Origin of the sequence: Streptomyces odonnellii, from assembly GCF_000981895.1 — a bacterium.
Lineage (GTDB): Bacteria > Actinomycetota > Actinomycetes > Streptomycetales > Streptomycetaceae > Streptomyces > Streptomyces odonnellii.
This window is the reverse complement of record NZ_LATD01000195.1, coordinates 30,752-44,619: the sequence shown is the minus strand read 5'-3', so window position 1 is coordinate 44,619 and position 13,868 is coordinate 30,752. Positions and strand designations below refer to the sequence as shown.

Sequence of the window (13,868 nt, the reverse complement as noted above, 5' to 3'; positions counted from 1 at the left end):
GGGTGGGGTAGTCGAAGATCAGGGTGGCGGGCAGGGTCAGACCGGTGGCCGACGAGAGCCGGTTGCGCAGTTCGACGGCCGTCAGCGAGTCGAAGCCGAGCTGCCGGAACTCCCGCTCCACGGCGATGGCCTCGGGCGAGGAGTGCGCGAGGACCACGGCGGCCTCGGTACGGACGAGTTCGGTGAGGAGCCGGGGGCGCTCGGTCTCGCGCAGTGCGGCCAGCCGTTCGACGAGCCCCGCCCGGGACACGCTCGTGGCGCCGCTCTTCGCGGCGCGGCGGCCGGTCCGTACGAGACCCCTGAGCAGGGCCGGGACCCCGGCCGACGCGGGGATGGAGCCGCTGCCGATTCCGAGCGGAACCACCAGCGCCTCGTCGCTCAGGGTGGCGGTGTCGAAGAGGGCGAGGCCCTGCTCGACGGAGAGCAGCGGCATGCCGGAGCCGCTGACCCGGCGCACATCGTGGTCCTCCAGGGTGCTGGTCATGCCCGCGCCCTGTTCCCAGGCGCCCCAGGCCAGCGAGAGACCGGGCAGTCCGAGGGCGCGGCGGTGGGCGGCCAGGGCGTCGAGGAAGGTGTTGCCGCCGGCATAGTTGGCCTGTCCGGGGCTGCCCATGACTCCGGCGGTCGACGAGTAGACCACGAAGGCGGCCAGATCGAGATCCTGCGTCAGTTCATGAAGGTGCCATGCTGCGTCGACCTTGGGACGGAGTACGGAGGCGAGGCGCTCGGGGGTCAACGAGCCGATCACACCGTCGTCGAGGACGCCGGCCGTATGCACCACGGCGGTCAGGGGGTGGTCGGCGGGGATCGACGCGAGCAGTCCGGCCAGTGCTCCCCGGTCGGCCGCGTCGCAGGCGGCGATGGTGACGTCGGCGCCCGACTCCCGTAGTTCGGCGGCGAGTTGCCCAGCGCCCTCGGCGGCCGGGCCACGACGGCTGGTCAGCAGCAGGCGCCGTACGCCCCGCTCCTGGACCAGGTGGCGGGCCAGCAGACCTCCCAGACCGCCCGTGCCGCCGGTGATCAGGACCGTACCCTCCGGATCCCACACCCGCGGCATGGTCAGCACGATCTTGCCCACATGCCTGGCCATACTCATGAAACGGAACGCGTCCCGCGCCCTCCGCACATCCCACGACCGCACCGGAAGCGGCTCCAGCACACCCCGACCGAACAGACCCATCAGAGCCTGGAGCATCCGCTGGATGCCGACCGGATCCACCCAACCGAGGTCGAACGAGCGGTAGTTCACCCCTTCGGGCAGATCGGCCGCCTCGCGGATGTCGGTCTTGCCCATCTCCAGGAACCGGCCGCCGGGACCCAGCAACCGCAGCGACGCGTCCACGAACTCACCGGCCAGCGAGTTCAGAACGACGTCGACCCCGTCGGTGACGGCGGAGAAGGCCGCTTCGAAGTCGGTGGTACGGGACGACGCGATGTGGTCGTCCGCCACGCCCAGCCCGCGCAGGACGTCCCACTTGCCCTCGCTCGCCGTCGCGAACACCTCGGCGCCCAGATGACGCGCGATCTGGATGGCGGCCATACCCACACCGCCCGCACCGGCATGGATCAGGACCTTTTCGCCCTGCTTCAACCCGGCCAGTTCGATGAGGGCGTGATAGGCCGTCAGGAACACCAGCGGCATCGAGGCCGCCGTCTCCCACGACCACTCCTCCGGCACGGCGATCAAGCGGCGCTCGTCGCCGACCACATGGGTGCCGAAGCCGCCGAAGAGCATGCCGGTGACCCGGTCGCCGACACGGAGCAGGGACGCCTCGGGCCCCGTCTCGACCACCACGCCCGCCGCCTCGGAGCCGAACAGCCCGGCGTCGCCGGGGTACATGCCCAGGGCGTTGAGGACATCGCGGAAGTTCACTCCGGCCGCACGGACCTCGATCCGTACCTCGCGGCCGGTGAGCGGCTCCAGCACCTCGGGGAAGGGCTCCAGAGCCAGGCCGTCCAGACTGCCCTTGGCCCGGCTGCCGAGCCGCCAGGGCACTCCGGCCGGCGGCATCAGGCCCGTACCGGAATCGAGGCGCGCGAGCCTGCCGACGCGCAGGGCGCCCGAGCGCACCACGGCCTGCGGCTCGTCGGAGGCGGCAAGGCCGGGCAGGTGCGCCAGGGCGGCGGCACGGTCCGCCGAATCGTCCGCGTCAAGGTCCACCAGCAGGAACCGGCCGGGGTTCTCCGCCTGCGCCGAGCGCACCAGACCCCACACCGAGGCGGCGGCCGTATCGGTGACACCGTGGGCACTGTCCTCGACCGCGCCCCGGGTGACAAAGACCAGCCGGGAGCCGGCGAACCGCTCCTCGGCGAGCCACTCCTGGATCAACTCCAGTACGTACCGGGCGAGTTCATGGGCGGACTCGGCGTTGCACGAGGGGTCGCCCTTGAGCGGTACGAGCACGGATTCCGGCACGCCCTCGCCGTCGGGGGCGGACGGACCGGTGCGTTCCAGGAGGTCGGCGAGGGTTCGCGCCGGGGCGTGCAGCCGGGCGGCGCCGACCGAGGCAAGCGCGCCGGTCAGGCCCAGTTCATCGGTGCCGAGCACCGCCCACTCGCTGTCCGCGACCGCGCTCTCGGAGGCCGCCGGGACCCAGTCGACCCGGAACAGCGAGTTCACCGCCTCGCGGCGGGTGTCGACCGGGGACGGCGGAGCGGCGGCCCTGAGGGCCAGCGACTCCACCGAGATGACCGGCTCGCCCTGGATGTCGACGGCGGCGATCCGTACCGCGTCCCGGCCCTCGCTGGTGACGCGTACCCGCAGGGTCGAAGCACCCGAGGCATGCAGGGAGACACCGTTCCAGGCGAAGGGCAGCAGGCTTCTGTCGTCGCCGTCCGCGCTGGCGAAGACCGTGCTGTGCAGCACGGAGTCAAAGAGCGCCGGGTGCACCCCGTACGCGTCGGCGTCCTCGACCTCGCGGTCCAGCGCGACCTCGGCGAAGATCTCCTCGCCACGGCGCCAGACGGCCCGGAGCCCGCGGAAGGCGGGCCCGTATTCGAGGCCGTTGCCCGCGTACCGGTCGTAGAGCCCCTCGATATCGACGACAGTCGCGCCCTTGGGCGGCCATACGGTGGTGTCGAAGCCGAGTACGCGCTCGCCGCGGCCGATGCGGCCCGAGGCGTGCAGGGTCCACTCGTCGTCGGGCGCGTCGCCGGCACGGGAGTAGAAGCGCAGCTCACGGCGGCCGTCGTCGTCCGCGCTACCGACGGCGATCTGTACCTGGACCGCGCCGGTGCGGGGCAGGATGAGCGGGGCTGCCAGCATCAGATCGTCGACGCGGTCGCAGCCGGCCTGGTCGGCGGCGCGGATCGCGAGTTCGAGGAATCCGGTGCCGGGGAAGAACACCATGCCGCCCACGACATGCCCGGCCAGCCAGGGGTGGGTGGCCAGCGACAGTGTGCCGGTCAGCAGCAGTTCGTCGGAGCCCGCGACCGACATGGCGGCGCCGAGCAGCGGGTGGTTCGCGGAGGTGAGGCCGAGTCCGGCGGCGTCCGCGGGCCGGTGGGTGGACCTGGGCCAGAACCGCTCGTGCTGGAAGGCGTACGTGGGAAGGTCCACGGGCCGGGCGCCGGTGCCCTCGAAGAAGGCCGGCCACTCGACAGCCGTACCGCGCACATGGAGTTGGGCCAGCGCGGTGACGGCCGAGACCTCCTCCGGACGGTCCTTCCGGAGCAGCGGTACGGTCACCGAGCCGTCCGGCACCGACTCCTGAGCCAGTGCCGACAGCACGCCGTCGGGGCCCAGCTCCAGGAACGTCCGTACGCCCCGCTCCCCCAGCACCCGCACACCGTCCGCGAACCGCACCGCCTCGCGGACATGCCGCACCCAGTACTCGGGAGAGCACAGCTCATCGACGGCGGCGAGAGCACCGCTCACATTCGAGATCACCGGAATCGACGGCTCGGCGTAGGACAGTCCTTCCGCCACCGCCCGGAAACCGCCCAGCATCGGATCCATCAGCGGCGAGTGGAAAGCGTGCGAGACCCGCAGACGGCTCGTCTTGCGGCCCAGTGCCTCCAGTTCGGCCGCCACCTCCAGCGCCGCGTCCTCGGCTCCCGAAATCACCACCGACGACGGTCCGTTGACCGCGGCGATCGACACCCGCTCGGACAGCAGCGGCCGGATCTCGTCCTCGGTCGCCCGTACGGCGATCATCGCGCCGCCGGCCGGCAGCGCCTGCATCAGCGAGGCGCGCGCCGCCACCAGACGGCAGGCGTCCTCCAGCGAGAACACACCCGCCACATGAGCCGCCGCGATCTCACCGATCGAATGACCGGCCACGAAGTCCGGGGTCACACCCCAGGACTCCACCAGCCGGAACAGCGCCACCTCCACAGCGAAGAGCGCCGGCTGAGTGAAGCCCGTCCCGTTCAGCCGGTCCGCGTCCTCACCCCAGACGACCTCCCGCAGCGAGCAGCCCAACTCCCCGTCCAGCAGGGCCAGTACGGAATCGAAGGCCTCGGCGAACACCGGGAACCGCCCGTACAGCTCACGGCCCATGCCCAGCCGCTGCGAGCCCTGACCCGAGAACAGCACCGCGCGGGGAGCACGTCCCACGACCGTGCCCTCGACGGTGCCAGGTGCCGTGCCGTGCTCGGTCCAGGCCGCCAGAGCGGCCCGCCCGGCGGCACCGTCCTCGTCCGCGATCACGGCGAGCCGGTGTTCCAGGCTCGCTCTGGTGGTGGCCAGGGAGAGCGCCACATCGGCGGGGCGCAGTCCGGGTTCGCGCTCCAGCCGGTCGAGCAGACGGGCCGCCTGCTCGCGCAGCGCCTCCGGAGTCCGGCCCGAGATCACCCAGGGCAGCGCCCGCGCCGGAGTGGTGGCGGTCACCTCCGGGGCAGGGGCCTCCGGAGCCTGCTCGATGATCACATGCGCGTTGGTGCCGCTGACCCCGAACGAGGACACGCCCGTACGGCGCGGCCGGCCGACCGCCGGCCAGGCACGGGCCTCGGTAAGCAGCTCGACCTTGCCCGCCGACCAGTCGACGTGCGAGGACGGCTGCTCCGCGTGCAGGGTGCGCGGCAGCACTCCGTGCCGCATCGCCATCACCATCTTGATGACGCCCGCGACACCCGAAGCGGCCTGGGTGTGCCCGATGTTGGACTTGACCGAGCCGAGGAACAGCGGCTGCTCGCGGTCCTGGCCGTACCCGGCGAGCAGGCTCTGTGCCTCGATGGGGTCGCCCAGCGGGGTGCCGGTGCCGTGCGCCTCGACCGCGTCCACCTCGGCGGGGGTGAGACCCGCGTTGGCCAGGGCCTGGCGGATGACGCGCTGCTGCGAGGGGCCGTTGGGCGCGGTGAAGCCGTTGGAGGCGCCGTCCTGGTTGACGGCGGAGCCGCGTACCACCGCGAGGACGGGATGCCCGTTGCGCTGTGCGTCGGAGAGCCGCTCCAGCATCAGGATCCCGGCGCCCTCGGACCATCCGGTGCCGTCGGCCGTGTCGGAGAACGCCTTGCACCGGCCGTCCCGCGCGAGCCCGCCCTGCCTGCTGAACTCGACCAGCGAGCCGGGGGTGGACATCACGTTGACGCCGCCGGCGAGCGCGAGCCCGCACTCGCCGTTGCGCAACGACTGTACGGCGAGATGGAGGGCGACCAGCGAGGACGAGCACGCCGTGTCGACCGTGATCGCGGGGCCCTCCAGGCCGAACGTGTACGAGAGACGCCCCGACGCGGCGCTGGCGGCGATCCCGGTGCCGACATCGCCGGTCGCGTCGTCCAGCGACCTGACCAGGAGATACGCGTAGTCCTGCCCGTTGGTGCCGATGAACGCGCCGGTCCTGGTGGAGCGGAGGCGGGTGGCGTCGATCCCGGAGCGTTCGATGGCCTCCCAGGCGGTCTCCAGCAGCAGCCGCTGCTGGGGGTCCATGGTGACCGCCTCGCGCGGCGAGATCCCGAAGAAGCCGGGGTCGAAGTCGGCGACGCAGCCGAGGAAGCCGCCCTGCTGGCTGACCGAGGTGTCGCGGGCGTCGGTGCCGCTGTCGCGCAGCGCGTCCAGGTCCCAGCCGCGGTCGGCGGGGAACGCGGAGATGGCGTCGGTGCCGGACGCGACCAGGTCCCAGAGCCCTTCGGGCGAGGCGACATCGCCGGGGAAGCGGCAGGCCATGCCCACGATGGCGATCGGCTCGCTGGCGGCGGCGACGAACATCCTGTTCTGCCGTCGCAGCCGCTCGGCCTCCTTCATCGCGGCGCGCAGCGCTTCCACCACGCTGCTGCTCCGGGAGTTGTCCGTAGGGGCGTTCTCGGTGGGGGCATTCATCGTCTGCTCCATCGCTCCGTCACTCGCGCTACAGGTCGGACTGGCCGTTGAGCGCGGCCCGCACCAGGTCTGCCACGGCCATCGAGTCGATGGCCTCGCCGGATTCCTCGGTCTCGGCCGGGGCCGTGCCGCCCCGTCCTGCGAGCTGGAGCAGCGGCTCCAGTACGCCGATGTCCCGGAGCCGGGCGAGGGGCACGGAGGCGAGCAGGGCCCGGATCTCCGTCTCCTCGGCATCGGTCCCGGTGCCGTCCCCGGTGTCCTCGTCCGGCAGGAGCCGGCGCAGGACGTGCTCGGCGAGGGCGGTGGGGGTGGGATGGTCGAAGACGAGCGTCGCGGACAGGCTCAGTCCGGTGGCCGTATTGAGCTGGTTGCGCAGTTCCACGGCTCCGAGCGAGTCGACTCCGAGGTCCCGGAAGGACCGTTCGGCGCCGACGGCGTCCGTGTCGGGGTAGCCCAGGACCTGGGCGGCCCGGGTACGGACCAGTTCCACGACGGTTTCGAGGCGCCGGTTCGCGGTCATGGCCAGGAGCCGGTCCCGCAGGCCGCCCCCGTCCGTGCCGCCGGCGGGGGCCGCGGCTCGGGCGGCGGCCATGTCGCGGTAGCCGGGGAACTCGCGCAGCAGGGCGCTCGGGCGGTTCGCGCCGAAGGCGCCGACGAAGTGCTCCAGGGCCACTTCGGCGACCACCGCGGTCGGTTCGGCCTCCATGACCAGCCGCAGCAGCGCCTCGCAGGCCAGCTCGGGGTCCATGGCGCCGATCCCGGCGCGCCTGGCGGCCTCGTCGGCTCCCGCGCCCTCGGCCATCCCGCCGCCGCCCCAGGCTCCCCAGGCGATCGAGGTGGCCGGGAGGTCCAGGGCCCGCCGCCGTTCGGCGAGGGCGTCGAGGACCGCGTTGGCCGCCGCGTAGTTGGCCTGGCCGGGGTTGCCCACGGCCGAGGAGGCGGACGAGAAGAGGACGAAGGCCGTGAGGTCCAGGCCGCGTGTCAGCTCGTCGAGCAGCAGGGCCGAGGTGACCTTGGCGCGGAAGACCGGTGCGAACCGCTCCGGGGTGAGCCGGTCGAGCACTCCGTCGTCGAGGACTCCGGCCGTGTGCACCACACCGGTCAGCGGGTGCTCGTCGGGGATGTCCGCGAGTACGGCCGTAAGTTGGTCGCGGTCGGCGGCGTCGCAGGCGGTGAGGGTGACCCGGGCGCCGAGTCCTTCGAGCTCGGCGCGGAGCGCGTCCGCGCCGGGTGCCTCGGGGCCGCGGCGGCTGAGCAGCACCAGGTGCCGGACTCCGCCGCGGGCGAGCCTGCGGGCGACCTGGGCGCCGAGGGCTCCGGTGCCGCCGGTGATCAGTACGGTGCCGGCCGGGTCCCAGGTACGGGCCGGGCGGTTGCCGGGTGCCCGGACCAGGCGCCGGGCGAGGACAGCGGAGGCGCGTACGGCCACCTGGTCCTCCCCGTCGAGCCCGGCCAGCACACCGGTGAGCCCGGCGGCCGTCCCCTCGTCCAGGTTCTCGGGCAGGTCGATCAGCCCGCCCCAGCGCTCCGGGTACTCCAGCGCGGCGACCCGGCCCAGACCCCAGACGGCGGCCTGGAGCGGGTGGCGGGGTTCGTCCGTACGGTGCGTGGAGACCGCGCCCCGGGTCAGGCACCAGAGCGGGGCGCCGATTCCGGCGTCGCCCAGGGCCTGGAGCAGTACGGCGGTGAGGGCCGTTCCCGCGGGCACGCCGCCCGCCGGGGAGTCGCGCAGGGCGAGCAGCGAGACGACTCCGGCGAAGGGCGCGCCGTCGGTGCGAGCCAAATCGGTACGGGCGGCATCGGTGCGGGCGCTGTCGCCCAGGGCCCGGAGCGCGTCGGCCAGTGCGGCCCGGTCGGGGGCACCGACCGGGGCCCGTACGACCGAGGTGCCCAGCGCGTCGAGCGCCGCCGACACCCAGGCGTCCTCGGCCAGTTCCTCCGGGACGACGGCGAGCCAGGTGCCCGTCAGCGGTTTGCGGTGCGCGAGGGAGGCACCGGCCACCGGCTTCCAGACGACCCGGTGCCGCCAGCCCTCCACGACCGACTCGTCGTCGCGCTGCCGGCGCCAGTCCAGCAGTGCCGGAAGCACCTTCGACAGTGCGTCGCCCTCGACGTCCAGGGCGGATTCGAGCGAGGCGAAGTCCTCCCGCTCCACGGCTTCCCAGAACGCCTTGTCCGTCGCGGCGGTCTCCGGTGCCTCCACGGCTGCCGGCGGGGTGTCCGGCCAGAACCGGCCGTGCTGGAAGGCGTAGGTCGGCAGATCGGCCCAGCGCGCCCCGGTGTCCGCGAAGAACGCGGACCAGCGCGGTCCCGCACCGTGCACATGCAGCCGGGCCAGCGCGGTGACCAGGGTGGTCTCCTCGTCCCTGCCCTTGCGCAGGACCGGTACGGCCAGGGCGGCGGGCGGGGCCGACTCCTGGGCCAGCGCGGCGAGCACCCCGTCGGGGCCCAGCTCCAGGAAGGCGGTCACCCCGCGCGCGGCCATCGTCCGGACACCGTCGGCGAACCGTACGGCCTCGCGGACATGCCGTACCCAGTACTCGGGTGTGCCCAGCTCCTCGGCGGTGGCGAGAGCACCGCTCACATTCGAGATCACCGGGATCCGGGGCGCCTGGTACGCGAGCCCCTCGGCGACTGCGCGGAAGCCGTCCAGCATCGGGTCCATCAGCGGGGAGTGGAAGGCGTGCGAGACCCGCAGCCTGCTGGTCTTGCGGCCCCGCCTTTCCAGTTCGGCCGCGACCTCCAGCACGGTGTCCTCGTAACCGGAGATCACCACCGAGGTCGGGCCGTTGAGCGCGGCGATCGACACCCGGTCAGCGCGGTCGGTGAGGAACGGAGCGATCTCGTCCTCGGTGGCCTGGACGGCGGCCATCGCGCCGCCCGCGGGCAGCGCCCGCATCAGCCTCGCGCGGGCCGCGACCAGCCGGCCGGCGTCCGCCAGCGAGAACACCCCGGCCACATGGGCGGCGGCGATCTCGCCGATCGAGTGGCCGGCCACGAAGTCCGGGGTCACTCCCCAGGACTCCACCAGCCGGAACAGCGCGACCTCGACGGCGAAGAGCGCGGGCTGAGCGAAGCCCGTGTCATTGAGGGCCTCGGCGTCCTCGCCCCAGATCACCTCGCGCAGCGGGCGCTCCAACTGACCGTCCAGGACGGCCAGTACGGAGTCCAGGGCCTCGGCGAAGACCGGGAACCGCCCGTACAGCTCACGGCCCATCCCGAGCCGCTGCGAGCCCTGGCCGGAGAAGAGGACGGCGCGCCTGCCGGTCTTCTCCACCCGGTGCTCGGCGAGCTGGGCGAGGGTGTTGCCCTCGGCCAGCGCGGCGAGTCCGTCGAGCAGGGCGTCGCGTCCGGTGACGGTCACGGCGGCCCGGTGCTCGAAGACCGAGCGGGTCGTGGCGAGCGAGAAGGCGAGATCGGTCAGGTCGAGACCGGGGCGCTCGGTGATGTGGGCGAGGAGGCGGCGGGCCTGGGCGCGCAGCGCGTTCTCGGTCCGGCCGGAGAGCAGCATCGGCAGGGTGGCCGGCTCGCGGCTGCCCGAAGGGGCCTCGGGCCCGGGGTCCGGTGCCTGTTCCAGGATCAGATGCGCGTTCGTACCGCTGGCGCCGAACGAGGAGACCCCGGCGCGGCGCGGGCGGCCCGAGTCCGGCCAGGCGACCGGCTCGGTGAGCAGCCGGGCCGCGCCCGCCGTCCAGTCGACATGGGAGGTCGGGGTCTCGGCGTACAGCGACTTCGGCAGGGTGCCGTGCCGCATCGCCATCACCATCTTGATCACGCCCGCGACACCCGAAGCCGCCTGGGTGTGGCCGATGTTGGTCTTGAGCGAGCCGAGGAGCACCGGGCGCTCCGGGTCGCGGTCCTGGCCGTAGGTGGCGAGCAGCGCCTGCGCCTCGATCGGGTCACCGAGCTTCGTCCCCGTACCGTGCGCCTCGACCGCGTCCACATCCGCGGGCGACAGGCCGGAGTTGGCGAGGGCCTGCCGGATCACCCGCTGCTGGGCGGGGCCGCTGGGCGCGGTCAGCCCGTTGGAGGCGCCGTCCTGGTTGATCGCGCTGCCGCGCAGGACCGCCAGTACGCGGTGGCCGTTGCGACGGGCGTCGGAGAGGCGCTCGACGACGAGCATGCCCACGCCCTCGGACCATCCCGTGCCGTCGGCCGCTTCGGAGAACGCCTTGCAGCGGCCGTCGGCGGAGAGCGCGCCCTGCGCGCTGAACTCGACGAAGCCCGCCGGGGTCGCCATCACGGTCACCCCGCCGGCCAGCGCGATCGAGCACTCGCCGGACCGCAGGGCCTGGGCCGCGAGATGCAGCGCGACCAGCGACGAGGAGCACGCGGTGTCCACGGAGACCGTGGGGCCCTGGAGGCCGAAGGAGTACGCGAGCCGGCCGGACAGGAGGCTCGCCGACTGCGCGGTCTCCCACTGGCCCGCCTCGGCGGGCGGCCGGTAGTCGCCGCTGCCGCCGCCGACATAGACGCCGGTGGTGCTGCCCCGCAGGGTCGCCGCGTCGATACCCGCGCGTTCCAGCGCCTCCCAGGCGGCTTCCAGGACGATGCGCTGCTGCGGGTCCATCACGATCGCCTCGCGCGGCGAGATACCGAACAGGCCCGGGTCGAAGTCGGCCGCGTCGTAGAGGAATCCGCCCCGGCCGGTGGCGCTGCGCCCGCGTCCGCCCTCGGGCGGGCCGCCGAGCAGGGTGTCGAGGTCCCAGCCGCGGTCGGTGGGGAAGTCGCCGACGGCGTCGGTGCCTTCGGTGACGAGCCGCCACAGGTCCTCGGGGGAACCGACACCGCCCGGGTAGCGGCAGGCCATGCCGACGATGACGACCGGGTCGTCGTCCGTCCGGACCGGAGCCGCGACGGGTGCGACGGTGGCGGTCTCGCCGAGCAGCGATGCCCGCAGTTCCGCCGCGAGTTCGGCGGGCGTGGGGTGGTCGAAGACGAGGGTCGCGGGCAGGCTGAGCCCGGTCGCCTCCTTGAGCTGGTTGCGAAGGTCGACGGCGGTCAGCGAGTCGAAGCCGAGGTCACGGAAGGGCAGATCGGACTCGACCGCGGCGGTGTCCGGGTGGCCCAGGACGACGGCGGCCTTCTCGGTGACCAGGGTGAGCAGCGCGTCGGCGCGCTCGGTCGCGGGCAGGCCGAGCAGCCACTGCCGGTACGCACCGGCCCCGGAGCCGGACAGTTCCTCGGCCCGGTCGCGGGCCGCCTCCTCGATGGCGGTACGGGCCTCGGGCAGGTCCGCGAACAGCGGGCTGCGACGGGCCTCGGTGAAGGCGGGTGCGAAGGTCTCCCAGCGCACATCGGCCAGGGTGACCGCGGCCCCGCCGTCTGCGACGGCCCGGCCGAGCGCGGTGAGCGCCGTGTCGGTGTCCATGACGGGCAGCCCGTTCATCCGCAGATGCGCGGCCATGGAGTGGTCGACGGCGTCCGTCCAGGCGCCCCAGGCGACCGAGAGGGCGGTGGCGCCCCGTGCGCGGCGCTGCCGGGCGAAGGCGTCCAGGAAGGCGCCGAGCGCGGCCTCGGTGTCCCGGCCCCGTACGCCCCAGACTCCGGCGATCGAGCCGAACAGGACGAAGGCGTCCAGCGGCCGGTCGCCGAGGACCGCGCCGAGCTGGACCACTCCGGCCAGTGCCGAGGCGAGCGCGGCCTCGGAATCGTCCTCCGGCTCCTCGGTGTGGATCACGGCCGTGAGCGGCGCGTCCTCGGGGACGGTGGCGAGCAGCGCGGTCAGGGCGTCCCGGTCGGCCGGGTCGCAGACGGCGAGGGCGGCCGTGGCGCCGAGCTGCTTCAGCTCGGCTTCGAGCGCCTCGGATCCGGCGAGGTCGGACGGGTGACGGCCGGTCAGTACGAGATGCCGGGCGCCGTCACGGGCCAGCCTGCGGGCGGCCCGGGCGCCCATGGTCCCCGTGCCGCCGACGACGAGCACCGTACCGGAGGGTCGCCAGAAGCCGTCCTCGGCGGATGTTTCGGGTGCCCCGGATGGGCTGGATGTCACTGGCGCTTCGGGTGCTTGCGGCGGTGCGGTACGGACCAGGCGCCGGCCGAAGGCCCCGGTGGCTCGGACCGCGATCTGGTCCTCGCCGTCCCGTCCCGCCAGCGCGGCGGCGAAGGCGGCCCTCGCCTGCTCGTCCAGCGACTCCGGAAGGTCGATCAGTCCGCCCCAGCGGTCCGGGTGTTCGAGCGCGGTGACCCGGCCCCGGCCCCAGACGGTGGCCTGTGCGGGGTTGAGCGCCGGCTCGGACGGGGTCACGGAGACGGCTCCCCGGGTAACGCACCACAGCGGCACGCCGATGCCCGCCCCGTCGAGGGCCGACAGCAGCGCGGCGGGCGTTGCCGGGCCGGCCGGCAGGCCGTCCGCTCCGGCGGCGAGCAGCGAGACGACCCCGGCGAAACCGGTTCCGTCCGCGCGCTCGGAAACCGTCTCGGAGGCCGCCTTGTAGGCCGACTCCGTGACCGGCTCCATGCCCGCCTCCGTGACCGCCGCCGAGGCAGCCGACGCCAGCCGCTCCCGCAGGGCCGCGTCGCCGTCGGCGGTGAGGTCCACGTCCACCCGTAGGGCATCCGGGCCCAGCGCCTCGACGGCGGCGGCCGTCCACTCGTCCCGCGCACCGGCCGGTACGAGCACCAGCCAGGCACCCAGGGGTCCGGCGGCGGGCGGTCCGGGCAGCTCCGGCAGCTCGGTCCAGCCCTCGTGGTAGCGCCAGTTCGCCCCGGCGGTCCGCTCGTTCCTGCGGCGGCGCCACGCGGAGAGCGCGGGCACCATCGTGGTCACGGTCTCGCCGTCCAGGTCCAGCGAGGCGGCCAGCGCCTCCAGGTCCTCGCGCTCCACCGCCGACCAGAACTCGGTGTCCACCGGGTCCGGCGCGCCGCCTTCGGCACCGCCCGCGCCGGCCGGCGGCACGGCGGCCTCCGGCCAGTACCGCTCGCGCTGGAACGCGTACGTCGGCAGCTCGACCCGGCGCGCGCCGGTGTCCTCGAAGAACGCGGACCAGCGTGGTCCCGCACCATGCGTGTGCAGGGTGGCGAGAGCCGCGACCACGGCCTCTTCCTCGCTGCGGCGCGCACGCAGCAGCGGCACCAGCACGGGCGCCGGACCGGCTCCGTCCAGGCTCTGCCCGGCCATGGCGCAGAGCACTCCGTCGGGCCCCAGCTCCACGAAGGCCGTGACTCCCGCGTCGCGCAGGGTCCGTACCCCGTCGGCGAACCGTACGGCCTCACGGACATGCCGTACCCAGTAGGCGGGCGAGCGCAGTTCGTCCGCGGTGGCCAGCTCACCGGTGAGGTTGGACACCACCGGGAGCAGGGGCTCGTGGTACGTGAGGGTCTCGGTGACCCGGGCGAACTCCGCGAGCATCGGGTCCATCAGCGGGGAGTGGAAGGCGTGCGAGACCCGCAGCCTCCTGGTCCTGCGGCCGTCGGCGGCAAGGCGCCCGGCGATCTCCAGGACGGCGTCCTCCGCTCCGGCGACGACCAGCGCCTCGGGGCCGTTGAGCGCCGCGATCGACACGTTCTCGCCGAGCAGCGGAACGATCTCGTCCTCGGTGGCCTGGACGGCGACCATCGCGCCGCCCTGCGGAAGTGCCTGCATCAGGGAGGCCCGCGCGGCCACCAG

At 73.8% G+C, this 13,868-nt stretch carries 2 protein-coding genes (1 of these 2 cut by a window edge); both read right to left on the bottom strand.

All coding sequences use genetic code 11. From position 1 onward, the window contains the following. Positions 1 to 6,259 (bottom strand): type I polyketide synthase (locus WH07_RS19025; protein WP_046501328.1); only part of this gene is annotated, 6,259 nt, incomplete at its 3' end. 28 nt (positions 6,260 to 6,287) lie between these two features. Then, on the bottom strand, positions 6,288 to 13,868 hold the 3' portion of the coding sequence (locus WH07_RS19020) for a type I polyketide synthase (RefSeq protein WP_046501326.1). The gene runs 21,108 nt beyond the window's last position; the window shows 7,581 of its 28,689 coding nt (coding positions 21,109-28,689); the start codon falls outside the window, past its right edge; it ends in the stop codon at positions 6,288 to 6,290.